The organism is Desulfogranum marinum (assembly GCF_016918565.1).
Classification (GTDB): Bacteria; Desulfobacterota; Desulfobulbia; order Desulfobulbales; family Desulfobulbaceae; genus Desulfogranum; species Desulfogranum marinum.
The window spans coordinates 72,541-98,222 of record NZ_JAFFQD010000003.1 but is presented as its reverse complement, the minus strand read 5'-3'; the positions used below and the strand labels follow the sequence as shown (position 1 = coordinate 98,222).

Genomic DNA, 25,682 nt, shown 5'->3' with positions numbered 1-25,682 from the left:
TGAGCAAAAAAACATTATGTAGTGTCAGTATTTTTTTGAGGCGCAAAAACGTCTTTCAGTTCAGAAACGGATGCTGTGTCTGCGGGCAGCGACAGATGTGCCGCTGTCTCATCCATGCTGTCTTTCCAGTCTGCAGTTACTGCTGCTTGTTCTTTTGCTTCATCAAGGGCTGGCAGTTCTTTTTTAAATAATCTTGATTCCAACAGATTAAACAGAAGGGGAAGCAGCGTAAAAAATGTAATCCCCTGCATAAACATAAATGAAATAGTCATGAATGCCGTTGTTTGCAATGAGTAATAAGCAGAAAAAAGAGCCGGGGTAGCTCCAGAAATTACAGCTGCCACACTCCATATGACCGGGAAATACGTTGCTGTTAACTGTTCCTGGAGGTTGTCTTGACAACAGCCATATTCTTTTACTTTTTTGCCGGCTGAGTGCAGCATTATGGAGGTTAGGCAGAACGAGACAGGGAACAATATGGTGATGGCTGCCATGGTAACGGTGGCCAAACGCATTCCGATTAATCCGCATATCCCGTAAGCACAGATGAGCGGGTAGCCAATAACGGCCAGGAGAGCAAGGCCGCATGTCAATGAGCGTCGTGCAAAGGAAAATATGAGACAGCCGGTTATCAGCCCCACTGTGGACCAGAGAATCAGAGACAATACCTTTTTTTCATTCCATATTTTAAAACCGTAGGCTGATCCGGTCCAAAAATAGTCCAATGGAACAGGAGGGGGAGTGGTTTTGAAATAGGACGCAGTTGCTTGGACGATTGCTTCTATGGAACGTGCTGACGAATTTTTCAGATAAAGAGTAAGCGTTGTTTTGGTTGCATCGGCAGTTATAAAGCGTGCAAGATGCTGTGTCGGCCGTTTCTCTTTAAAAGCAGCAAGGGTCTGGTCAACGCTGCCTATGGTCGTAGGTATTCGTTTGTACTCAGAGGCACCTTCAAATAAGGCCTGGTGCATTGATTTCACTATATCCACAATAGAAAGGGTCTTGCCTATCTCAGGTAATTGTTCCAGAAACTGTTGTAAGTCTGCCAAATAAGCAAGCACAGCCGGCTTGAGAAAAGTCTGTTTTTCGTTATCCAGTTGGGCAAGGGTATCCAAGGCTATTGACCAGTGGTTAATCTGTACGTCATCCTCCACGTGGAGAGCATTCATTTTCCGGCGCCAAAGACTGGTGAGTCTGCTTGAGAATTCAGTGGTTGAATGCAGGTGGTCAACGGTTTGTTCAATATCTTTTTCAAGTGTGATGTAAAATGACGGTGCGTCGTCAAAGGTATTTTTCAGGGTAGTGGACAGCCATTGCCGCGCTTCATTAATAGAGCGTGTAGCAACAACATTGGCCGAAAATACAAGGTTGAGCTGGTCGACCCCGGCAAAGTGTTGAATGATTTTTTGGTTTGCTGTTTGGATCCAATGTTTTTTTGCATACCACTGTACAGGGGTCGCATTAATTGTTAACAGCATGATGCCTGTCATCCCCAGGACGAGAAAAAGAATATGGGCTGCCACTGTGAGCGAACAGTGGTTGGCGCAGATATATGCCAGCTTCCCTGGGAGAGCACTTTGGGTTGTATGCTTGGCCAGGACAGCCAACCCTTTGCTTATTTTGTTTTGATTTTTATTTACCGATCTCCAGGAGGGGGGCAGTAATATAAATGTGGCTGGAACTGCCATTACGCTGCTGATAAAAGCAAGTAAAATGGAAATAGCTCCGAAAAACCCCAGAAAGCGAACCGTGGCCAGAGAGGAAAAACACAAACAAAGCAGGGCCCCCGCCGAGGCAAGGGACGTGAGCCAAAGCTGTGGTAGGAGGATTTTCATTTCCCGGGCTATAAACGAGGGGTGTTTTTCTTTCTCCGGCAATCTGCTGTTAAGAGTGGCAATGAGCCAAATGGAGAAGAGGAGGGAGGTGCACGCTGCAATCAGCGGAGGGGTGAAACTAAAAAGGCCCGCCGGCAACTGTACCAAGGTTTGCAAGGCTAGGGTGAGCGAAGTGGAGCAGGCCACCGGAAGGATAAATATGCAGCTGTATCCGGAAGCGAAAACGGTTAAGAGTGAAACGGCAACAATAAGTGCTAGGCTGGCGCACATGAGCGGGAGCGTGTTTTTTTCCATTTCTCTGAAAAAATTTTCTCTAGCAAACGACAACCCGGAAAAGAGCAGCTGAACAGCTTGGGGATCTTGGTTTATGGCAGCGTGTTGCAGCTGTTGTTGTATTTCTTGGGTTTTGCCGCTTATCAGGCATGGGAGTCGTAGGGCTATAGCTTTTTCGTCCTGGGAGATAAATATGTTGTTCAGCAAGGGGGATTGCAGCGCCTGTTGAACTGTTGCCTCTGTGAGTTGGGGGACATCAAGTGTAGCATTCAGAAAGGGAGTAAGGGTAACCGCCCCGAGGTCACCTGGGGTAGCGAGGTCTATGTTGCCCGGAGCGAGGTAGTCGTTGGCAAGGATCTGTGGCGAGGTGCTGGTCACCCTCGCAAAAGACTGAAGAGTTTGGTCAAGGGTAATGAACAATGAAAACGCTGCAGGGGTAAAGATGCCTGCTTCCTCAGAATTCGGAAAAATACCAACCGTTAGTATTTCTTGAGCAGCCATTGGTTGCTCGGCATGGAGCATTTTTGTCCATGGAGGTACCTTGGCCAATAAAGCCGTTGTTGATTGTTGGGTATGCGAAAGAAAAAGCAAGATACTGAGGACAGTGAGTAACAAAAAAACACATGTTATCTTGCGAGGATGAGTGATCGGGCATTGGATCAGGAATGTTGTGGGGGACATTCTTATCGTCGGGTAGAGATCGTCGTTTTTTGGAAAGAGCGGGCCTTATGAGAGGGATCGTATACTCTTTTTATCAGTTCTGTTCTCTTGTGATCAGCAATGTGGTTATGGAGGCGAGTTACGTCCTTGCGCATGTTTATCAGCCCATTGGCTCTCGATGTAGACGGGTGCTTGGAGAGGTCGGCATTGGAGGTGTAGGCATGTGCGGCAAATTCTCCAGCAGTAGTCTCCCGCTTGCTAAAAGAGCAGAGAGTGTTGATGTGAAATGGACAAGAGCTATTGATTGGATAACAGCGACAGCTATTAGATCCTTTTGTTGTTGATTGCACAGTCTATGACTGAAAAATATCTGTATAGGAAAATTATTGGATAGTTACCTGCTGCTTGTCAAGAAATATGTTCGTTTTTCATGTAGATGGTCAGATTTATTGGGTAACGAAAGCTTTTTTTATGTGGGAAGGCGTGTCATCAACGATAATGAAGGATGGTATCAGAAAAAAGCAATAGCTGTAAATTGGTATGAACAATGGACCAATTTAGTTTGCAGCCCTGTTATGAAACTTGTAGCGGAAAACTTGTTAACAGTCTGTTTTTTTTAGTAATATAGCGCTTGTTTGTTTTGAGCGCAGTATACCATTCCCGGTTGCGTAAAAACAGATGCCTCTGGGGGCCGAGGTGGGATTATTTTGTTATATCTTGACAAAGGAATAAGGTATTATTAATCCTACTACTATGTTTTCAGAAGAGAGAGGTATTTGATAACGTTCTGTTTTTCTCTATTTTTACCCAACAACCTATACATGATAATGAAGAGTAAAAGGAAAGCATGTTTGACTAGGCTTTCCTACTAGGTGTGGTGTCTGCAATCCATGCTTAAATAATAGTCCAAGGGGGGCCTATGAGTGCAAAAGAGATGGAAGATAAGATTACGAGTTTGCTGAGTGAGGGGAATACCTTTGAGCCACCCCAGGAAGGTCGTGATGAGGCGTGGATAAAATCCCTTGATCAATACAAGGAGATTTATCAGCGATCTATGGATGACCCGGAAGGGTTTTGGAGTGAACGTGCCGATGAACTCGTCACCTGGGATAAGAAATGGGACAAGGTCCTGGAATACGATTTGACTGTTCCCGAAGTCAAGTGGTTTCAGGGGGGGAAACTCAATGTTTCCTACAATTGTCTGGACCGCCATCTTGAGGATGGTCGCCGCAATAAAGCCGCTATCATCTGGCAGGGAGAACCGGAAGAAGACGTAAAGGTCTACACTTATCAGATGCTCCACACCGAAGTGTGTCGGTTTGCTAATGTACTCAAGAAAAAAGGGGTCAAAAAGGGGGACCGGGTTGCCATCTATATGCCGATGATTCCGGAACTGGCTATTTCTCTGTTGGCATGTACCCGACTTGGTGCTGTGCATTCTGTTGTGTTTGCAGGTTTTTCTGCGATTGCTTTGCAGAGTCGAATCAATGATTGTGAGGCCAAGGTTCTGCTGACTGCAGATGCCGTACTTCGCGGGGGTAAGGCGATCCCCCTGAAAGCAAATGCTGATCAAGCCATGGAGGAATGTGACTGCGTTGAAAGCTGTATCGTTGTTAATCGGGCCGGGACAGATGTAGCCATGCAGAAAGGGCGTGATTGCTGGTGGCATGAAGAGGTTGAAGAGGCTGATATTGCATCGTACTGTGAACCCGAATCTATGGATGCTGAGGATCTGTTATTTATTCTCTATACTTCAGGTTCTACCGGTAAACCCAAAGGTGTTGTCCATACCACCGGCGGCTATTTGACCTATGCCATGCACACCAGTCAATGGGTATTTGATCTCAAGGACGACGATGTCTACTGGTGCACAGCAGATGTCGGCTGGATTACCGGTCACAGTTATATCCTTTATGGTCCGCTTGGTCTTGGGGCAACGACTGTTATGTTTGAAGGCGTTCCAAGCTATCCGGCTCCTGATCGTTTCTGGAAGATAGTTGAAAAATTTAAAGTCAATATTTTTTACACTGCCCCAACCGCCATTCGCGCGCTTATGCGTGACGGCATTGAGTATACCCAGCGTTATGATATGTCTAGTCTGCGTATCCTCGGATCTGTTGGTGAGCCAATTAACCCGGAAGCATGGATGTGGTACCATGTGAACGTGGGTAAGGGAAAACTACCCATTGTTGACACCTGGTGGCAGACCGAAACCGGCGGGATCATGATTTCGCCACTGCCGTATGCAACCCCGCTGAAGCCGGGATCCGCAAGTTACCCTTTACCAGGTATTGATGCGGCAATTTTTAATGAGGAAGGGAAGGAGGCTGCACCCAATGAGGGTGGACACCTTGTTATTCGCCGGCCTTGGCCTGGTATGCTTCGTGGCGTTTTTGGTGATCCCCAACGGTATAAAAAAACTTATTTCAGCCGGTATGAAGGAATTTATGACCCAGAAGACGGAGCTCGATGTGATGAAGATGGTTATTTTTGGATCATGGGGCGCCTTGATGACGTTATCAATGTAAGTGGTCACAGGCTGGGTACAGCCGAGATCGAATCAGCCTTGGTGTCCCATGAGGCTGTAGCTGAGGCTGCTGCTGTTGGTATGCCTCATCCCATCAAGGGGCAGGCAATTTTTGCCTATGTTACCCTGATGTCGTGGGCTGAAGAAAGTGATGAACTGCTTGCAGAGCTACGCAGCCATGTACGTGCTGAAATCGGACCCATTGCTACCCCTGAGGCCATCCAGTGGGCCCCAGGTTTGCCGAAGACCCGATCCGGAAAGATTATGCGACGTATTTTGCGTAAAATAGCAGCCAACGATTTTAAAGATTTTGGCGACACTTCAACCCTTGCCGATCCATCTGTGGTCGATCAGCTCGTTGACGGTAAGAAAAAACTGGGCTAATCGTAAAAGAGGAGCAGTTTGATTTAGATGCCACCGGCTACGTGCAACCGGCAATGAAATGACGTATATTGAGGCAGGACGCTCCGGTGTCCTGCCTGTTTTTTTTTGGACTTTTTGTAGCCATGAGGCTCTATTAAATAGGTACAGTCATTATGGATAAGGGGCATATGGCAAGTAATGGGCAGGTGCCTTCAGCACCTGATGTGATTGTCGATTTTCTTGGCAATATCATGCCGTTTAAGGAGCTCGACTTGCAACTTTTACAAGATGTTGCCCGGCATGTACGAGTCGACTTTTTTCCCAAAGGAACATGGCTGCTTACCATGGGGGAAAGTGAAGTCCGATTTCTTTATTTGATCCAACAAGGTGGAGTGAAATCGTTTTTGACCGACGAGGAAGGGCAAACTACGCTGAAAGATTACCGCGGTGAAGGCGAATACATAGGGGCTCTTGGTATAATACGAGGCACTGTGGCCAATATGAATGTGGAAACAGTGGAAGATACCTTTTGTTTTTTGTTGCCACGAGACATCTTTCTTGACTTGATTACTTCGCAGCCGGGCTTTGCCCAGTATTATTTAAAAAGTTTTTCCGAGAAAGTTGTGTCCACCGCGTATACAGAATTGCGGAAACACAGGGTCGCCAGACGTGGAGACGAAGATCTGTACCTTTTTTCCATCAAAGTCGAGGATATCATAGGGCGTACCCTGCGTAGGATACCTGTGGGGGCGTCGGTGCAGGATGCAGCCAAAATGATGATGCGTTTCAGTGTTGGCTCGCTGTTACTCTATGAGAATGACGAGGATAATATTGTCGGTATTATTACGGACAAAGATCTTCGTAACAAGGTTGTTGCTGCGGGGATGGAGATGGCAATGCCGGTAAGAAAAATCATGACATCTCCGGTAGCCGCTATCAGTTCCCAGGCCGTTTGTTTTGATGCGCTGATAAAAATGATGTCCTCCGGGATTCATCATTTGGCTGTGGAGGACAACGGGAAAATTACAGGGATAATTACCTCTCATGATGTCATGTTGCTCCAGGGGAATTCTCCCTATATGTTGTTTAAAGAAATCAGCACCCAGTGTTCCTATCCAGCCTTATATTCCTTGGCCCAGAAAATCCCGGGTGTTGTTCGAAACCTCATAAATGAAGGGGCGAAAGCTGGTAATATTGCCCAGATGGTAGCGCTTTTAAATGACCGGGTGCTCGCACAGCTCTTACGCTTAGTGGAATTGGAGTTAGGTCGTGCTCCGGTCCCTTATTGTTGGTTGTTGCTGGGCTGTGAGGGGCGAAAGGAGTTAACGTTTAAGACTGGTCAGGAGAACGCACTGGTATATGCCGACCCCGAAGATGATTACCAGCAAAGGGCAGCAGCCGTATATTTTAAGGAGTTGAGCAAAAGAACGATAAACCATCTGGTAAATTGCGGGTATCCTGTAGCTGAAGAGCAAATTATTGCAAGCGATTCCCGGTGGTGCCGGCCATTACGTGTCTGGAAGGATCAGTATACTACTTGGCTTAAGGGGGAGCCTTTTGCAGGTGTGGTTGAGAAAGGGTCATTTTTTGACATTCGGCTTGGGTACGGTCATAAACCCCTTTTTGAAGAGATACGCGCCAAGATAGTTAAGGATGCCCGAAAGTATAATGGATATTTAATCAGCGCTGTCAATGATTGTACCAACTGGAGAACTCCGCTCGCTGTTTTTAGAGATGTTATTGTTGAGGAGGACGGCAAGCAGGAAAGCCTTTTTGATATAAAAGAAAAGGGATTGGCGCCTTATATTCACTTTGCACGAATTTTGGCTCTTCATTATGGTATTAGGGAAACGAACACCCTTGCCCGGCTTGCAATCCTTGCAAAGGAAGGTCGCCTTGACGGCGAATTGGCCGGTCGGATTCAGGAGGCTTGCGAAATCCAGATGCATATACAACTTATCCATCAACTGCATCAGTATGAAGTCGGCTCTCTGCCGGATAGCTTTATTGCGCTTGGAAAACTTACTGAACTGGAGAAGAAAATGTTACGGGATGGGTTTGAGCTGGTTGGCGAATTAAATGATCTGTTGCAGTCCCTGGTTAAGGGTATTCATAAAAGGCAACGATAGGGGATGCGCTCTCTTTTTAGCTGGTTGAGGAAACCAGATCCACTTCTTGTGCGCAATGAGGAGCAGTTTAAGCGGCTTGATTTTCGCCTTCCTTTACCTGATTATGATTATGTGGTGTGTGATACGGAATTAACCGGCCTGCATAAGCGTAAAGATGAAATTATTTCCATTGGTGCCGTTCGTATCTCCAGGTTACAGATTGAACTTTCCAGTACCTTTCACACTTTGGTTCGTCCCGTCAAACTAGATGCAAATCAAGCGACATTTGTCCATCGCATCACTCCTGAGCAGCTCCGGAAGGCTCCAGGTATAGAGGAGGTTTTACCCCGGTTTGTTGAGTATTGCAGTGGAGCACTCTTGGTGGGGCATTGTATTAGCCTTGATCTTCATTTTTTAAACCTTGCAATCAGGAAAAATCTTGGCGGGATCCTGTCCAATCCTTGCGTTGATACCATGACCATGGCTCGTCTCTACAAAGAGCTTGCCGGAAAAAGAGGCGTTCGTTTTGCGGGGAACCCTGGATCCCTTGTACTCGATGATTTAACAGCAGAATTTAAATTGCCCCGTTTTAAGCCCCATGATGCCCTGGAGGATGCATTGCAGACCGCTTATCTTTTTCTTTTCCTGGCTAAGAAATTAAAGAGTATGGGCGTGCAGACTTTGGAAGATGTACGTCAGTTGGGACGCAATAAGGGCGAAGAACGACTTTTTTGAGGGTGGCTTTTGGGGACAAGCAAGGGTTGAGGTGGAGATGAAGTACTGAAAAGTGTAGTTCGCCTTGTGCGCGATGGTTTTTTTATTTGCATTGTCGTCGTTGATGTATATGATTAGCCCTTATTTCTCGCGATATTGTATCAATGTTGCTCAATTGCACACTATTGGTTTATGTTGAGCATAGGCGCATGGTGGTATGTTTTCGAATCGTCGCTTATTGGTACCGCATGGACTGACCTTTGGTGAGCATTTTATTCATTTTATATCTGATTTATTTTAATAGCATCAATCTGAAATCACATATCTTTTCGGGAAATGACAAAATGCTCATGAGAAATTCTGGTTAGCGCCTGGACATTTGTCGCCATCGTCAGTAATCTGCAGACATAATGTATTTTGATTCTTAACTGTTCTGCGAAGAGCTAAAAGCTGTCAAGCTAGCCCAACTGTAACTGATCAGCAGTGCTCCAAATGTTCACAAGCTGACCGATTTAGCAGGTAAGCCCCGACTTCGATACATCGGTATGCTGGGCGAGCTGATCGTGAAGAGTTGGGGTGCTGCTGAAGAGTTACCTTTGATTTTAAGATTGTATATCTTGAATACCCATTAACACAAAACATATTTGCAAAGATGACCGGTAAAGAAATTAGAAAACGTTTTCTTGAGTATTTTGAACGACACGGACACACCAGGGTGAAATCCTCTTCTTTGGTGCCCCATGATGATCCTACCCTTCTCTTTGTTAACTCCGGAATGGTGCAGTTCAAAAAAGTGTTTATGGGTGAAGAGCATCGACCATACACTCGTGCGACCACAGCCCAGGCAAGTGTTAGAGCCGGAGGCAAGCATAATGATCTTGAAAATGTAGGATATACGGCCCGTCATCATACCTTTTTTGAAATGCTGGGTAACTTTTCTTTTGGTGATTATTTCAAGAAGGAAGCCATTGCCTATGCCTGGGAGTTTTTGACGGTTGAGCTTGGTTTGGATCCACAGAAGTTATGGGTTTCCATCTATGATGACGATGATGAAGCAGATGAATTATGGAAACAGGTCAAAGAGTTGCCACCGGGAAGAATCGTCCGCATGGGAGAAGAAGAGAACTTCTGGGCCATGGGGGATACCGGGCCGTGTGGTCCTTGCTCTGAAATTCATATAGACCAAGGAGTGGAAGCTGGTTGTGGTCGTGCTGACTGCAAACTAGGGTGTGATTGTGACCGCTTTCTGGAGTTGTGGAACTTGGTTTTTATGCAGTTTTACAGAGACGAGAACGGTAAAATGACACCGTTGCCACACCCGTCCATTGATACCGGCATGGGGCTTGAGCGGGTAGCAGCTGTTTTACAAGGCAAATACAATAATTTTGATTGCGACCTATTTACCCCGATTATTGATTATATCGCCGAGCTGGCAGGAAAAAAATATCACGACAATAAAAGTGACGATGTGTCCCTTCGTGTAATTGCAGATCATGCCAGAGCGACCACTTTTCTTGTAGGGGACGGCGTGTTGCCTTCCAATGAAGGGCGGGGATATGTTCTGCGTCGAATTATGCGTCGAGCCATTCGCTATGGCAGGGCCCTGGGGTTGGAATCGTTTTTTCCTGGAGTTTGTGCGCTTGTCACAGAGACAATGGTCGACGCGTATCCACATCTGGATGATACTAGAGACTTGCTGGCCAAAGTGGTAGCCAACGAAGAGCAGCGTTTTGGCTTGACTCTTGACAGAGGGCTGCAGAAGCTTGATGAAGAAATACAGAGATTACAAGCAGAGTCGGGAGAATCGGCCATTATTGATGGTACATTCATTTTTAAGCTGTATGACACCTATGGCTTCCCTGTCGATATCGTCCGTGATGCCGCGATAGAAAGGGGCGTCGCCTTTGATGAACCTGGGTTTGCCCTGGCCATGGAGCAGCAACGTGAGCAATCACGTAAGTCCTGGAAGGGCAGCGATGTGGACCATCTTGACCAAGGTGTGCTACATCTGGTCAATCAGGAAAAGACTGCCGAGTTTACAGGTTATTTTTCCACCAACAGCGATTCTGTGGTTGAGGGAATCATTGATCAATCCGGTGCGTTGGTGCAAAGCGGAAAAGCGGGCGAGCGTTTACAGGTATTTTGCCGGCAGACACCGTTTTATGCGGAATCAGGGGGGCAGGTTGGCGATCAAGGCGAAATATCCTGGCCGGGAGGTCGTTTTGAGGTGACCCAAACACTCTCACCAGTAGAGGGGATTATTCTTCATCATGGTGAGGTTGTTGAAGGAACGCTTGAGCAGGGGCAGCAGGTTAATCTCCAGGTTGCTGAGCGTCGCGCAGAAATTGCCTCGAACCATACATCCACACATCTCTTGCATGCCGCTTTGAAGCAGGTCTTGGGTGAGCATGTCAAGCAGGCCGGTTCATTGGTAGACAGTAACCGGTTGCGTTTTGATTTCACCCATTTTTCTCCGGTCTCCCCTGAAGAAATTGTGAAAATAGAGAAAATAGTTAATGCCAAAATTCGGCAGAATATTCCTGTGTCTTCGGCAATTCTAGACCGGGAAGAAGCAATTGAAGCTGGTGCGACAGCACTCTTTGGTGAAAAATATGGTGATGATGTCCGGGTGATAACCATCGGTGATTTTAGCAAAGAACTTTGTGGGGGTACCCATGCCGGTGCAACCGGCGATGTCGGCCTGTTTAAAGTGATTCATGAAACAGGGATTGCTGCAGGAGTACGTCGTATAGAGGCTGTTACCGGCAGGCAGGCCATGGAATGGCTCCACAAATTTGAACAGGACGCAACGGAACTGTGCAAGACCGTGGGGAGCCCACTGGAGAGAGCTGCTGAAAAGGTGGTCAATTTACAAAAAAGGCACAAAGCACTGGAAAAGGAGCTTGCGGCGATCACTGCCAAAATGACCCTTTCCAACCTTGATCAACTCCTTGCGGGGGCGGTAGAGGTAAATGGGGTGCAGGTTGTTGCCTGTACTGTGAAACTGGATTCTCCAAAAACACTGCGCGAAATTGGTGATAAAATCAGAGATAAAATGCAGACCGGTATTGCAGTGCTTGGTGGAGAATTTGGTGGAAAAGCAGCCTTGCTTGCTGTAGTGAGCAAAGATTTGACAGGCAGGATAAAGGCTGGCGATATTGTTAACAAAGTCGCTGTTATTGTTGGCGGCAAAGGCGGTGGTCGACCAGACATGGCCCAAGCCGGCGGTAGCATGCCGGACAAGCTTGATGAGGCTGTCAGCAAGGTGCCTGCTATTGTTGAGGAGCTGCTCAAATAAACTTTGACAGTGGCGACAAGAACAAGGCTATCTTGAATAATTGCCATTTAGCCCGATTTTCCGGAGTCATGGCTTGCCTGACCTCGAACTAAATTGCTGATAATTCAAGATGCCTTTGAGATTTGAACGCTGGAGAACGCATATGTGGCTGAGGCCGTATATGCGTTTTTCGCATAAACCATAACTCGGATGCTGTTACACTTTTTAGGCTATCTTGCATAATTGCCTTTTCACCCAACTTTCTTGCTGTATTTTAAAAAAAAACATCGGAATATTAATTATGTGTCTGTTGTTATTTTTTAAGCATGCCTTAATCTTGGATGAAGATTCTAATTGTTTAAGTATCCTTGAATAGTCCTGCAGCATCGAAAGAATAGTAAGATAATGCAACAGTCTGATTCACAACGAATTGTCATCACCGGAGTGGGGCTTACCGCACCTGGTGCATCATCGCTCGACCAGTTTAGAGCGAATCTTCTTGCCGGCAAAAGCGGCATAACAACTTTGGATCTTCGGTATATGGGGGTTCATCCGGCCGGTATTTGTACGTTTGATGAAACAAGGTACCGTAAAAAGAGGGAGAACAAGCGCGGAAGTCGTGCAGGCTGTATTTCCGTATACTGCGCCAATGAGGCTCTTGAGGACGCCGGAATAACCTTTGAGGAGTATGACCGTAGCACAACCGGAGTTTATCTTGGCCTTACAGAGCATGGGACGGTGGAAACGGAAAATGAGGTCTACAATATAAGCAAATTCGATTATAATGTGGACTATTGGACCCATCACCATAACCCGCGAACCGTTCTCAACAACCCAGCCGGTGAAGTTACCATGAATCTGGGTATTACCGGTCCTCACTATACCATTGGTGCTGCGTGTGCCGCAGGGAATGCCGCACTTATTCAGGGGGCCCAGATGTTGAGATTGGGAGAGGTGGATTTTGCTCTTTGCGGTGGGATCTCCGAGTGTGTCGGCTCTTTTGGTATCTTTGCCTCTTTCAAGTCTCAAGGAGCTTTAGCCGAACATCCAGACCCCATTCGTGCCAGTCGTCCATTTGATATGCAGAGAAACGGAATCGTTATTTCAGAAGGAGGGTGTGTCTTTACCCTGGAAAGACTGGACAGTGCTCTGCAAAGAGGAGCAAAAATATATGGTGAGCTTGCAGGGTATGCCATGAATTCGGATGCCAGGGATTTTGTTTTACCATATGGTCCCCGGCAGCAACAGTGCATGGAAATGGCGCTGAAGCGGGCTGGAATGGATGCCGGTGATATTACGATCGTGAATACCCACGCCACAGGCACTCGCCAGGGTGATGTGGAGGAATGTTCGGCCATTAGAAAGACTTTTGCCGGCTGCACATCCACCTATATCAACAATACCAAGTCCAGTATCGGGCATGCGATGGGCGCGGCAGGAGTACTCGAACTTGCCGGCAACCTTCCCTCTTTTACTGATCATTACGTGCATCCGACCATTAATCTCGATCAACTTGACCCTGACTGCGCTATGCAAGGGTTGGTGAGTGGCGAACCGCAAAAACTTGCTCGTGTTGATGCTGTGTTGAATAATTCCTTTGGTATGCTGGGAATAAATTCAGTGGTTGTTGTCAAGAGTTTTGTGGCGGGTTGAGGTGTTTTATGGTAAGTTCTTCCGTTTTGTCCCCGTTCGATGAATACTGGGGGCTGGAAGAGCTGGCCGTATGCTCACACATTAGTCACTGACTATTAAGCTGATTTCCATATAACGAATATGACTCTTGCAACTCTTGCCTGAAAGGCTACTGTTGGAAGAGTTTTCAATAAGCAACGGGGACGGAGTATGACTCGGGAAGAAATCAAGGACGTTATCCTTGAAATAATAGAAGATATCGACGAAGAAGCAGAATTTGATAACCTTGACGCAGATGCACCATTACGCGACCAGCTTGATTTGGACTCGATGGATTTTCTGGATATTGTTATGGAACTGCGAAAACGTTATCAGCTGCAGATTCCTGAGGACGAATATCCGGAGCTGGCAACTTTGACCAGCTGTGTCAACTACCTGGAGCCAAAGCTGAAAGACGCCTAAACTTGAGCAGGCAGGATTATGCCGGCATTGCTGCCCGTTGGTCCTGCCTTTACCTTCCTTCCCACCTTTTTTCTATGGCTGAGTATCAGCTGATTATCATCGGCGGCGGTTTATCTGGAATAGCCGCAGGCATTCGTGCGGCGCGTTTCGGAGTCAAAACCTTACTTCTCGAACAGCACACTATCCCAGGAGGCCTGAATTCCTATTATTTCAGGCAGGGGAAAATACTGGAAACCGGGCTGCATGCTATGACCAACTATGCGGCTGCCGGGAATAAACGTGCTCCATTGAATGTTCTTTTTCGTCAACTCAAACTTTCCAGAAAACTGTTTGCGACCCATGAGCAGGTGGGCTCTGAAATACGATTCCCCGATGCCTCGCTTTTATTTTCCAACGATCCCCTGCTTCTTGAACAGGAGGTGGCAGGAGCCTTTCCAGAGAGTGTTGACAGATTTATTGCTCTGAAAAAAAGTATTGCTGCGTATGACCCTTTTACAGTGCAACCTTGGAAATCTGCGCGTACTTTTCTCTCGCACGCTCTTGAGAACCCGTTGTTGGAGGAAATGCTGCTGTTACCGCTGATGGTATATGGTAATCCTGAAGAGCATGATATGGATATGGGGCAGTTTGTGATTATGTTCCGGTCTGTTTTTGAAGAAGGATTTTTCAGGCCTGGTGGGACTATCCGAGAATTCTTAACAATGTTACTGGATCAGTTTAAAAGTTTTGGCGGAGAAATTCGTTATCGTGCATTGGTGAAAGAAATCTATAGGGAACAGGGCAAGGTTAAAGGTATACAACTGGCCGATGGTGAAATTCTAACAGCAGATGCTGTGCTTTCCACCGTAGGCATGCCGGAAACCATCAAGCTCAGCGGATGGGATATTCCGCAGCAGGCATACGGTGGACGGATGAGTTTTATGGAAACCGTGTCCCTGGTTGATGAGAAAGCACGAGAGGGGCTTGACAGTTCGGCTACAATCCTTTTTTATAATAAAAAATCCCAGTTACACTACCAGCGACCGACGACATTTCTTGACCTTTCCTGGGGAGTGATTTGTTTTCCTGATAATTTTCAAGGGCTAGAGAAGGAAGAGTGTTTTCAGATCAGGAACACCAATGCTGCTAATTATGCCCTATGGAAAGCGGCAACTCCTGCTGAATACACAACACTCAAACAGCAGTGGACCCATGCTGCGATCAGTAACGCGGAAGATGTCATCGGCCCATACAGCGAGAATGTGATTTACCAGGATAGTTTTACACCGCTCACGGTTGAACGTTTTACCAGAAAGGCTGAAGGTGCCATCTATGGGAGTCCCTTAAAAATAAGAGACGGTAAAACGCCTTGGCCCAATTTGTTTATTGCCGGCACGGACCAAGGGTACCTGGGTATTGTCGGGGCCATGCTCAGCGGCGTTACAGTGATTAATCAACATATTCTTTCCTAGATACGGCTACGTAACAGCATTAAGGACATATGAAATACTCTTCTTTAGATACGCTTGAAAACCGCTATGACGTTATTGTCATTGGATCAGGACTTGGAGGGATGACATGCGCAAACAGGCTTGCCGATGCCGGGCACTCAGTGTTGCTGCTTGAACACCATATACAGCTTGGAGGTTTGGCGACCTGGTTTAAAAGGGGGGGGCATATTTTTGATGTGTCCCTGCACGGTTTTCCCTATGGAATGGTGAAAACCTGTAAAAAATACTGGGGCAAGGAGATTCGTGATCGTATTGTCCAGTTGCCAAAGATAGTGTTTGATAACCCTCAGTTTTCCCTGACCACCACTTTTAGTAAAGTCGATTTTATCCGTATTCTGCAAGAGAATTTTGGGGTCGCGGCTCAGACAGTTCATGATTTTTTTGCCACTGTTGACGGCATGAATTTTTACGATGACCAAACAATGACCACCAGAGAATTGTTTGACAAGTTTTTTCCTGGGCGAACTGATATCCACCGTCTGCTCATGGAGCCCATTTCCTATGCAAATGGGTCCACCATGGATGAACCAGCCATAACCTACGGTATTGTTTTTTCCAATTTCATGAACCGGGGGGTTTATACTTTTGAAGGTGGAACTGATACCCTTATCGGTCTGATGGCAAAAGAGTTGCAGCAAAACGGCGTCACCATCTGTACCGGTGCCAAGGTTGAAAAAGTTCTGGTCCATAAAGGTAAAACCTGCGGGGTTGCTGTCAACGGGAAACACATTGCTGCAACCGCTGTTGTATCCAACGCCGGCATTACCAATACCATTGACAATCTTGCAGGAAGAGAGAATTTTCCACCTGATTTCCTAACAGAGCATGATAAGGTTGAGGTAAATAATTCCAGTTGTCAGGTCTATTTTGGCATTCGTAAAGGAGAAACCATAGACGATATAGGTGATTTGTTGTTTACCTCCACAGCCAAAGAGTACTCAGCAGAAGAAATGCGGGCGATGGAGACCAGGAGCCGAACGTTTTCAGTCTACTATCCCAAAACCAGACCGGAAAAACCTGATTATACCATTGTCGCCTCCATGAATGCCGATTATGCAGATTGGGCTTATTTAGAATCAAACGAGTATCTGCAGGCCAAACAGGCAATGATCGAGAGGTGTCTTGTTGATTTGGAAAGGTATATTCCGGATGTAAGAAAGAAGATTGATACCGTGGAGTCTGCTACTCCCCGCACCTTTAATCGGTATACCTTGCATACCAGGGGGACCTCTTTTGGTACTAAATTTGAGGGGCTTGACATCTCCAGGGCGCTCCATAAGACGTTACCTGGTCTTTATCACGTCGGCTCTGTGGGTATTATTATGAGTGGTTGGTTGGGAGCCATTAACTATGGCGTGATTGCAGCTCATGATGTTGACGGCTATCTGCGTGAGCAAGGGTGAGGACGTTGTGGTCTGTAAAAACCACCCGAATGTTTATTTGAATATAACTGTGTAGGGCTATGGCTGATTTTAAGGGAAAGAAGGCTGTTGTGACAGGGGCAACCCGTGGCATTGGCAAAGCAATCACGCAGTCACTGCTCGCCGGTGGTGCGGATGTTGTTGGAGTATATGGTGCCAACAAAGAGGCAGCGGACCAGCTGCAACAGGAATGCAGTTCTTTTGAAGGCTGCCTGTCGCTTCAACAACTCGATGTGAGTGATTATGAAGCCGTTGCTGCTTTCTTTGCCGAGGTGGAAGAGCGCTACGATACCATGGATATCCTGGTGAATAATGCCGGGGTTCGGCGTGATGCTGTAGTGGCCATGATGAAGGAAGAGGATTGGCACCGTGTCATTGATGTCAATCTGACTGGTGGCTTTAACATGTCTAAGTGCGTACTGCCCCTGATGCTGAAGCAGAAGTATGGACGAATTGTTTTTATTACTTCACCCATGGGACATCTAGGGTTTGCAGGGCAAGCCAATTATGCTGCATCAAAGGCAGGGCAGGTTGGGTTGATGAAATCACTTTCAAAAGAAGTGGGTAAACGAAAAATTACGGTCAATTGTGTCTCTCCCGGCTTTATTGCCACTGATTTTATTCATGATTTGAATGAGAGTCAGGTGAAAGAATATAAAAAGATGGTGCCGCAACGTCGTTTTGGTACCCCTCAAGAGGTCGCTGATGCGGTTTTATTTTTGGCCGGTGACAATGCTTCGTATATAAATGGCGCTGTGCTTGAGGTTACCGGGGGGCTGTAATGGAACTAAATGATCAACACTATCTTTATTCCAGGATTCCTCACCGTCCTCCTTTTCTTTGGCTTGATGAAATTACTGAAATCAATGAAGAGGGGATTCGGGCAAAGAAGACAATTTCTGCAAATTTGGACATTTTTCAGGGGCATTATCCGGATTATCCGATTATGCCGGGAGTGCTGCTGTGCGAGGCAGTGTTTCAGGCCGGTGCCGTTTATATCAGCGAGTTGATGCATAAGCAGCAAAAAAAAAGCGACTCAGAGCAAGTTGGCGGCATACCTGTGCTTACCAGGATTTTGAATGCCAGGTTCAAGCGCGAGGTTGGTCCTGGAGATACAATCGAAATAGCTGCTCACCTAACCGAAAGGATTGGATCAGCCTGGTTTCTGAAAGGAAATGTCAGAGTCCGTGGGCAAATTGCAGTGCAGGTTGAATTTGCCTGTGCACTCAAAGGGGATTAAGTGGATTTTTTAGGTGTAGCAGGTCGGAAAATTATTATATTTGGACTAGCCAATAAAAAATCTGTTGCCTGCAGCATCGGTCGGGTATTGGTCGAAGCCGGTGCTGAGGTGATCCATGTGGTGAGATCTGAACAGCGAGCAGAAACGGCGAAAAAGCTCTTTCCGGAAAGCAAGGTTTTTATTTGTGATGTCGAAAATGAAGCAAATATCATTGCGGTTCGGGATCAGATTGATCGCGCGGTTGATGGTCCTGTAGAGGGTATTGTCCATTCCATAGCATTTGCCAATTATTCTGAAGGACTCAAGCCCTTCCACGAGACACTCAAGAAAGATTTCCTCCAAGCCGTTGACATCAGCTGCTTTTCCTTTATTTCCATTGCAAATCATTTTCGCTCATTGCTTGCAAACCATGCTGCTCTGGTAACTATTTCCATCTCCACCACTCGAATGGCTGCTGAAAATTACGGCTACATGGCACCTGTGAAGGCTGCCTTGGAGTCCTCGATCTGTTTTCTGGCCAAGAGTTTTTCCGCTTTTTCTGAAGTCAGATTTAATGCTGTTTGTCCTGGTCTGCTGAAGACCTCCGCGTCTGCAGGTATTCCGGGGTATATTGACAGCTATCTTTTTGCTGAAAAGGCAACATTGCGTAAAAAGGCGCTCAGGACCGAAGAAGCAGCCAATGTTGCCGCCTTTTTGCTCTCTCCCCGGTCCTCGGGTATTAATGGGCAGTGTGTCGTGGTTGATGCTGGTATGGGGATGAATTATTTTGATGCCGAGATTGTGACCAAGGCCGCTCTTTAAAAAAACGGGTAATGTGGGAAGGCCGGCACTATAAGCTACGCACATGCAGCTGCAGGAGAACATGATAAACAGAGTTGTGGAGATGATCAGAAATACGGGTGCTGTCTTTTTCTCCAAAGAAACACCGCTGTATGTGAAAATAATCCTTGGCAGCGGTTTGCTGTATGTTATCTCTCCCTATGACCTTATTCCTGAATGGGTGCCGGTTGTGGGTATCCTCGATGATGTTGCCCTTGCAGCCCTCTTGATAACGTGGGCCCAGCGCTTCAACACGCCCGAAGACTAAGAATTTAACGCTGCTTAATTACAATTTATCATTTTATAGATAATGCAATTTTCAAATGTTTGTCTGCACGATTTCGGATATGTGTTGCCTCCGGTCACTCTTACCTCTGATGACATAGAAGTACGCCTTGCACCTTTGTATGAACGGTTGAAGCTTCCCCATGGTCGATTGGAGCTAATGAGCGGTATTCAAAGCAGGCGGCTGTGGAATAAAGGTACCAGGCCGAGTGAAGGGGCTGCTCAGGCAGGAAACGTGGCATTGGAACGTGCCGGTGTGGACAGGGCAGATGTCGGTTGTCTTATTTTTACCTCTGTAAGCCGCGATATGATGGAACCGGCTACAGCGGCATTTGTCCATCGATCTTTGGAACTTCCAGGTTCCTGTCATATCTTTGATCTTTCCAATGCTTGCCTTGGGTTTCTTAACGGCATGATCATGTTGGCTAATATGATTGAACTCGGACAGGTGAAATCAGGGGTGATTGTTGCCGGAGAAACTGCTGAAGATCTGGTAGAATCGACAATGCGCCATATGCTTGAGGAACAGTCTCTTACCAGGAAAAGTGTGAAACCTTTGTTTGCCTCGCTTACCATCGGCTCTGGTGCGGTGGCCATTGTTATGTCGGATAAGCGCGTTTGCGACACAGGTCATTCTCTTATAGGAGGCAGCTGTAGAGCCAATACTGCCTATAACCATCTTTGCCAAGGTGGCCAGAACTCGGAGCAGGGCACCTTGATGTCTACTGATTCGGAAGAGCTGCTGCGGCAGGGGATTGAGACTGCTGCTGATTGCTGGCATGGATTTCAGCAGGAGCTTGGCTGGTCGGGTGAGGGCATCGATCGATTTTTTTGTCACCAAGTGGGGAAAGCCCATGCTCAGGCACTTTTTAAACGTCTTGAGCTGGATCCTCGTAAAAATTTTGAGACCTTACCTGTTCTCGGTAATGTTGGTTCCGTATCAGCACCTGTGACGATGGGGATGGGGATCGAACAGGGACAGCTCGTAGCCGGTCAAAAAGCAGCCTTGCTTGGAATTGGTTCAGGGATTAATTCGCTGATGCTTGGCATAGAGTGGTAACCATGATGGACCAACTTGCAGAGTATCCATTTACTCCCCGACGATTCAAGGTAGATGGCGGGGAAATGGCCTACCTTGACGAAGGTCAAGGGCCTGTGGTTGTGTGTGTGCACGGCAATCCTTCCTGGTCGTATCTTTACCGAAATGTGGTTGCTCAACTAGCCGGTCAATTCCGTTTAATCGTTCCAGACCACCTGGGGTGCGGTTTTTCTGATAAGCCTGTCGAGTATGACTATTCTCTGTGCAATCATATTGCCAATCTTGAAGCCCTGCTAGCTCATCTAGAAATTAAGCAGTGCACGCTGGTCGTCCACGATTGGGGTGGCGCTATTGGTATGGGCTGGGCTGGGAGAAATCCTGAGATTGTCAAGAGGATCGTGATATTGAATACAGCTGCTTTTAGATCAAAACGGATACCTTTTCGGATTGCTGTCTGCCGCTGGCCGATTATCGGTGATTTTCTGGTCAGGGGACTGAATGGTTTTGCCCGGGCCGCTCTTTTTATGGCTGTTACCAAAAAGATGCGCAAGGATATCGCTGCCGGTTTTGTAGCGCCCTATGATAATTGGAAAAACAGGGTTGCTATCCTGAGGTTTGTTCAGGATATACCATTGACAGCTGATCACCCTTCCTGGGAGTGTCTGGTTGAAGTTGAACGTTCCCTTGAAAAATTACAGCAGCATCCTATGCTGATATGCTGGGGTGGAAAGGACTTTTGTTTTACCCGTCATTTTTATGATGAATGGCTGACTCGTTTTCCTGCTGCCGAGGGGCATTATTTTCCAGAGGCGGGCCACTACGTACTGGAAGATGCATTGTCGGATATTTTACCCCTAATCAAAGGATTTCTGGAACAACAAGATAACGGCCATGATAGATTATAATATCGGCAATGTTCTTGAACAGGTTGCACTGAAAATGCCAGACAAGAGAGGGCTTGTCGCGCCGCGTAAGGGTGGATGGCAGTCTTGGTCATTTCAGGAACTCGCAGCCATCACCAATTATTTTGTTGGAGAACTCCATGAGCTTGGAATAAAGAAAGGAGATCGAGTTATGCTGATGGTCCGACCATCGGTTGAGTTTATCTGTCTGACTTTCTCCCTGTTCCAACTTGGGGCTGTAGTTATTTTGATTGATCCCGGGATGGGATACAAAAATTTGTTGCGCTGCATTGGTGCTGTAATGCCGGATATTTTGATCGGTATTCCCACAGCAATTTATTTCAGTGCCATCTTTCGAAAACCGTTTGTTTCCCTCCGCACCAGGGTTTGTGTAGGTCCTTCTTTGTTGTGGCGTGGGGCCTGTTTGGAGAGGATTGAAGACTCTATACCTCAATCCGAAAGATCCGGTGTTCCTCATTTCAAAGCAGGCGTAGATGATCTGGCAGCTATTATTTTCACTACCGGATCCACCGGGCCTCCAAAAGGCGTCCAGTATACCCATGGCATTTTTCATGCGCAGTTGGAACTGATCAGGGATTATTTTGGCATAGGAGCGGGAGATGTTGATCAACCTGGATTTCCGCTTTTCGGCCTTTTTTCGATTGCGTTGGGGGCGACCGCTGTTATTCCGGATATGGATCCGACCCGCCCTGCAAAGGTTGATCCTGGAAAGTTCGTCAGCTCAATTGTAGAGCATGGAGTTACCTATTCGTTTGGTTCTCCTGCCATCTGGAATGTGGTTAGTCGATATTGCCTGGAAAACGATGTTAAGCTACCTGTCGAAAAGATTCTCATGGCTGGTGCTCCGGTTCCGGGAACGCTCATCAAGAGCCTGCAGCAGCTTATGGGTGATAACGCTGAGATATTTACACCCTATGGTGCAACCGAAAGCCTCCCCATTGCAGCAATAGAAGGGCATGAAGTGACCGGTGAAACATGGGAACAGACTCGCCACGGACGAGGGACCTGCGTCGGCAGGCCTTTGCCGGGGATTACGATTAAAGTAATCACTCCTTGCGATGATCCTGTATCTGAGTGGGGAAAAACAACAGAATTACCCCTTGGAGAGATTGGCGAAATTGTCGTCAAAGGAGCTGTGGTAACTAGAGCTTATGACAGCAATACCCATGAAAATGTGCATGCTAAAATTAAGGATGGGAAAACGTTTTGGCATCGTATGGGGGATATGGGCTACTTTGACGAACAGGGGCGATTGTGGTTTTGTGGCCGCAAAGCGCATCGGGTTTTTACGGATTCAGAGACTTTATATACCATCCCCTGCGAGGCAATTTTTAACGAACACCCAGCTGTATTTCGTTCTGCTCTGGTGGGCGTGGGAAAAATTGGCAAACAAAGACCTGTATTAATAGTTGAGCTAAAACAAAAAAGCCGCAACCACGGCATGCTGTTTCAACAACTAAAAGGCTTGGCTGTTGCAAATACCTTGACGCAAGGGATAGAGACCTTCCTTGTTCATCCTGGGTTTCCTGTGGATATACGGCACAATGCCAAGATTTTCCGTGAGCAGCTGGCCCTTTGGGCCAAACGTAAAGTAGGCTGTTATGATTGATGAAAATCAGTGATCTGGTCAGGTCATAGGTTTAATAACGTGTTTGTGCAAAGACTATGAAAAATATACTGGTAACCGGCGGTGGAGGGTTTATCGGCCAGGCCATTGTACGGAAATTGATAAGTAAGGGCTTGCAGGTCAATGTAGTTGGGCGGAATTGCTATCCCCATTTGATGGAAATAGGGGTGCGATGTCATCAGGGAGATATTCGTGATTTAGATTTTCTACAATCTGTTTTTAAAGGTGTGGACACAGTCTTTCATGTTGCTGCAAAGGCTGGAATATGGGGCGCAGAAGAGGAATATTTTGCTATAAATACCCAGGGGACCCAAAATGTAATTGCCGCCTGCAAGGATGCATCCGTCCCTGTTTTGGTGTATACCTCGACTCCATCGGTTGTGTTTGATCGTGCGCCTCTAAAAGGGGCGGACGAACGGCTACCATATGCCTCCCGTCCACTATGCCACTATGCTGCAAGTAAAATCGAGGCCGAAAAAATAGTCCTTGCTGCAAATGGAAAAGGATTGGGTACTACTGCTATCAGGCCGCATCTTGTCTGGGGGCCTGGTGATCAGCATCTTATTCCCCGATTACTTGAGCGAGGCAGACAAGGAGAGCTGAAAGTAGTCGGCAAGGGTGATAATGTTGTGGATATTAGCTATATCGATAATGTGGTCCATGCACACATTCTTGCTGCAGAAAATTTACACGCCGGTGGTTCAGCTGGTGGACAGGCATTTTTCATTGGGCAAGAACAGCCAGTGCTTCTTTGGGAATGGATAAATAGCCTGTATGCAAGGCTAGACATTGAGCAGATACATAAAAAAGTTCCATTTTTTGTTGCTTACCTGGCCGGGGGGGCCCTTGAAGGAATTTTTGGCTTGGCGAGATGCACAACTGAGCCGAAGATGACACGTTTTCTTGCCCACCAATTGGCGCATTCGCACTGGTTTAATCATGAGAAGGCTGAACGTATACTTGGTTACAAGGAACAGGTGAGTACAGCAGAAGGGATGGGGGAATTGGTGTCGTGGTTACGTCGCGAGGCTGTGTAATAATGACTCATCAAGGGCTGTGCTTGGGTAATAATACCCCTCTGAAGTCATCTGTTTTCCGTGTTTGTTATCGAGTGGCAAGCAGAACTGAAAAAACATATAAGTTTTATTTAAAATGAATTGACAGTAACAGGATTTTTAAGTAGAAATCCTGTCGTAATATGAACCGCCATTCACTTTCAGAGTTATGGCCTGTTTTCTTCTTGAGATGAGGAGTAGTTGGTATGATTTCAATTGATATTACTATGGTAATACATATCATCAACATGATTGTGTTGATGCTGGTGCTCAATGCAATTCTGTACAAGCCGGTGCTTGGTATCCTTGAAAAAAGGAAGCAAAAAGTGGATTCCATGCATGATCAGGTCGCTCAGCTGGAGCAACGGGCAAGAAACCGCCAGCTTGATTTGGACAGGAAAATGCGCGAAGGCAGCGGCAAGGCGAAAAAAGCACTTGATGCCGCACGTGCTAGCGCGCAGGCTGCCGGCGCCGAGAAACTGGCTGCTATTCGTCAGGAATCAGATGGCGAAAAAGAGAAACAAATGGCGGAAATACGCACACAGGTTGAAGCAGCAAGGAAAGACCTGCAGGCGAAAACAGAAGGTTTTGCTAGAGATATGGCCGGAAAGATACTTGGGAGGAGCTTGGAAGCATGAAATCTCGTATTGTCGGAATTATTGTACCTACTCTGTTGCTGTTGCTATTTTCAGGAGCGGCAACAATTGTCTTGGCTTCAGCGTCGAGCCACGACGAGAGTGGAAAAACTGCTGTTCATGCTGAAGCTGCTGCAGCGAATACCCATGGTGAAGCGACTGGCCACACATCAATAGAAACTGTTGCCCCTCAGGCTGGCGCCCATGCAGTTGCTGCCGATGCGCATGCAGAAACAGGTGGGCATGGAGAAGTCGGCGGCTCACTCGCTCCTGCGAAGCTGAAAGACCTCTTTTGGAGAACAGTCAACTTTATCGCGCTGGTGATCCTCCTTGTTAAATTTCTTGCCAAGCCCATTGCTACCGGGCTCTCTGGTCGTCAAAAGCAGATCAAAGAAGAACTGCAGGAGCTGGAAGCAAAGCGTGATGATGCCCAGGCAGAGTTCAAGGCGTTTGAGACGCGACTTGCAGGCATGGAAGAAGAAATGGACCGTGTTGTCGAAAAGGCCATATCCCAAGCTGAGAATGAAAAGAAAAGGATTCTTGCTGAGGCTGAACAAGCAGCTGACGATATTAAACGTCAGGCTGAGGCTTCCATTCAAGGCGAACTGGAGGATGCAAAGCGGATGTTACGTGACGAGGTTGCAGAGCAGGCAGCTGCAATGGCCGAGGAGTTAATCGTTTCCAATCTCACCCCCGCAGATCAGGTGACGATAACAGAACAGTTCCTTGAAAGAGTGGGTACGGTACAGTGAGAAATACGATTCTAGCACGCCGTTATGCAAAGGCGCTTTTTTCTTTGGGTAAAGAGCAGGGAAAAATTGAAGAATACAGTGAACTGCTCGCTGCTGTCGCAGCATTGTACGATGACAAGGCCGTTGGTGTAAGGGATGCGTTGACAAATCCTTTATATCCTCTTGATGTACGGCAAAAAGTGATGGCACAAATTGGCAAAAATGCAAAGGCAGATGCAATAATGTCTGGTTTTCTTAATTTGTTAATTGAGAAAAAAAGAGCAGATATTTTGCCGGATATTGCCTGCGAAATACAAGTCATGGTGGATATGGATCAGAATATCAGTCATGGTTCTGTCGTGTCTGCCGTAGAACTGGATAGCAAACTGCAGAAAAGTATCCAGGCTACTTTAGAAAAAATTACAGGAAATAAGGTTATACTTCAGACCGAGGTCGATCCGACGATAATCGGTGGCATCATCGCAAAGGTTGGTGATTTGGTACTGGACGGAAGTATAAAGACACAACTTAATGGATTAAAAGAATCTATCAAGGGGAGAGATTAG

The 25,682-nt window shown here is 46.8% G+C and carries 21 protein-coding genes; 20 read left to right on the top strand and 1 reads right to left on the bottom strand.

Translation table 11 applies throughout. The features are described 5' to 3' along the window. Window positions 1-14: 14 nt before the first annotated feature. Window positions 15-2,789, bottom strand: coding sequence for an MMPL family transporter (locus JWH17_RS03560; protein ID WP_205221187.1), 2,775 nt, complete (start codon window positions 2,787-2,789; stop codon window positions 15-17). A 47-nt stretch (window positions 2,790-2,836) separates the two neighbouring features. On the opposite strand from JWH17_RS03560, the gene JWH17_RS03555 reads away from it, so the two are divergent. The 20 genes from JWH17_RS03555 (at window position 2,837) to JWH17_RS03460 (ending at window position 25,682) form a co-directional block, all read left to right on the top strand. After that, window positions 2,837-3,112, top strand: coding sequence for a hypothetical protein (locus tag JWH17_RS03555; RefSeq protein ID WP_205221186.1), 276 nt, complete (start codon window positions 2,837-2,839; stop codon window positions 3,110-3,112). Between the two features lie 575 nt (window positions 3,113-3,687). After that, the gene (gene acs, locus JWH17_RS03550; protein ID WP_205221185.1) at window positions 3,688-5,679 is read left to right on the top strand and encodes an acetate--CoA ligase; all 1,992 of its coding nucleotides are present in this window, start codon (window positions 3,688-3,690) and stop codon (window positions 5,677-5,679) included. Between the two features lie 152 nt (window positions 5,680-5,831). Next, window positions 5,832-7,787 carry a DUF294 nucleotidyltransferase-like domain-containing protein gene (locus tag JWH17_RS03545; protein WP_232370865.1) on the top strand — a complete coding sequence of 652 codons (1,956 nt, stop codon included), beginning with the start codon at window positions 5,832-5,834 and terminating at the stop codon, window positions 7,785-7,787. 3 nt (window positions 7,788-7,790) lie between these two features. Then, window positions 7,791-8,501 (top strand): 3'-5' exonuclease, encoded by a 711-nt coding sequence (locus tag JWH17_RS03540; RefSeq protein ID WP_205221184.1) that lies wholly within the window; start codon window positions 7,791-7,793, stop codon window positions 8,499-8,501. A gap of 631 nt (window positions 8,502-9,132) precedes the next feature. Continuing rightward, window positions 9,133-11,778, top strand: coding sequence for an alanine--tRNA ligase (alaS, locus tag JWH17_RS03535; protein WP_205221183.1), 2,646 nt, complete (start codon window positions 9,133-9,135; stop codon window positions 11,776-11,778). 384 nt (window positions 11,779-12,162) lie between these two features. Then, window positions 12,163-13,410: a beta-ketoacyl-[acyl-carrier-protein] synthase family protein gene (locus JWH17_RS03530; protein WP_205221182.1), complete on the top strand. Its 1,248-nt coding sequence runs from the start codon at window positions 12,163-12,165 to the stop codon at window positions 13,408-13,410. A gap of 189 nt (window positions 13,411-13,599) precedes the next feature. Further along, entirely contained in the window at window positions 13,600-13,851 is a 252-nt protein-coding gene (locus JWH17_RS03525; RefSeq protein WP_205221181.1) for an acyl carrier protein, read from the top strand. Between the two features lie 2 nt (window positions 13,852-13,853). Then, window positions 13,854-15,302, top strand: a complete 1,449-nt coding sequence (locus tag JWH17_RS03520) for a phytoene desaturase family protein (RefSeq protein ID WP_232370864.1) — start codon at window positions 13,854-13,856, stop codon at window positions 15,300-15,302. 29 nt (window positions 15,303-15,331) lie between these two features. Further along, window positions 15,332-16,744, top strand: coding sequence for a phytoene desaturase family protein (locus JWH17_RS03515; protein ID WP_205221180.1), 1,413 nt, complete (start codon window positions 15,332-15,334; stop codon window positions 16,742-16,744). A 59-nt stretch (window positions 16,745-16,803) separates the two neighbouring features. Continuing rightward, the gene (fabG, locus tag JWH17_RS03510) at window positions 16,804-17,544 is read left to right on the top strand and encodes a 3-oxoacyl-ACP reductase FabG (RefSeq protein WP_205221179.1); all 741 of its coding nucleotides are present in this window, start codon (window positions 16,804-16,806) and stop codon (window positions 17,542-17,544) included. Next, window positions 17,544-18,002: a 3-hydroxyacyl-ACP dehydratase FabZ gene (gene fabZ / locus JWH17_RS03505; RefSeq protein WP_205221178.1), complete on the top strand. Its 459-nt coding sequence runs from the start codon at window positions 17,544-17,546 to the stop codon at window positions 18,000-18,002. Before fabG ends, fabZ begins: the two co-directional genes overlap by 1 nt. Then, window positions 18,003-18,803 carry an enoyl-ACP reductase FabI gene (locus tag JWH17_RS03500; RefSeq protein ID WP_205221177.1) on the top strand — a complete coding sequence of 267 codons (801 nt, stop codon included), beginning with the start codon at window positions 18,003-18,005 and terminating at the stop codon, window positions 18,801-18,803. A 61-nt stretch (window positions 18,804-18,864) separates the two neighbouring features. Continuing rightward, complete coding sequence (locus JWH17_RS03495; RefSeq protein WP_205221176.1) at window positions 18,865-19,089, top strand: YkvA family protein; 225 nt, start codon at window positions 18,865-18,867, stop codon at window positions 19,087-19,089. A gap of 42 nt (window positions 19,090-19,131) precedes the next feature. Then, the gene (locus JWH17_RS03490; RefSeq protein ID WP_205221175.1) at window positions 19,132-20,166 is read left to right on the top strand and encodes a 3-oxoacyl-ACP synthase III; all 1,035 of its coding nucleotides are present in this window, start codon (window positions 19,132-19,134) and stop codon (window positions 20,164-20,166) included. 2 nt (window positions 20,167-20,168) lie between these two features. Then, on the top strand, window positions 20,169-21,050 hold the full coding sequence (locus tag JWH17_RS03485) for an alpha/beta fold hydrolase (RefSeq protein WP_205221174.1): 882 nt from the start codon (window positions 20,169-20,171) through the stop codon (window positions 21,048-21,050). Continuing rightward, complete coding sequence (locus JWH17_RS03480; protein ID WP_205221173.1) at window positions 21,037-22,677, top strand: fatty acid CoA ligase family protein; 1,641 nt, start codon at window positions 21,037-21,039, stop codon at window positions 22,675-22,677. The genes JWH17_RS03485 and JWH17_RS03480 overlap by 14 nt, the downstream gene beginning before the upstream one ends. A gap of 56 nt (window positions 22,678-22,733) precedes the next feature. Continuing rightward, the gene (locus tag JWH17_RS03475; protein ID WP_205221172.1) at window positions 22,734-23,732 is read left to right on the top strand and encodes an NAD-dependent epimerase/dehydratase family protein; all 999 of its coding nucleotides are present in this window, start codon (window positions 22,734-22,736) and stop codon (window positions 23,730-23,732) included. Window positions 23,733-23,956: 224 nt separating this feature from the next. Beyond that, entirely contained in the window at window positions 23,957-24,388 is a 432-nt protein-coding gene (locus JWH17_RS03470; RefSeq protein ID WP_205221171.1) for a F0F1 ATP synthase subunit B, read from the top strand. Further along, window positions 24,385-25,137, top strand: a complete 753-nt coding sequence (locus tag JWH17_RS03465; protein WP_205221170.1) for a F0F1 ATP synthase subunit B — start codon at window positions 24,385-24,387, stop codon at window positions 25,135-25,137. Before JWH17_RS03470 ends, JWH17_RS03465 begins: the two co-directional genes overlap by 4 nt. Next, window positions 25,134-25,682 carry a F0F1 ATP synthase subunit delta gene (locus JWH17_RS03460; RefSeq protein ID WP_205221169.1) on the top strand — a complete coding sequence of 183 codons (549 nt, stop codon included), beginning with the start codon at window positions 25,134-25,136 and terminating at the stop codon, window positions 25,680-25,682. The genes JWH17_RS03465 and JWH17_RS03460 overlap by 4 nt, the downstream gene beginning before the upstream one ends.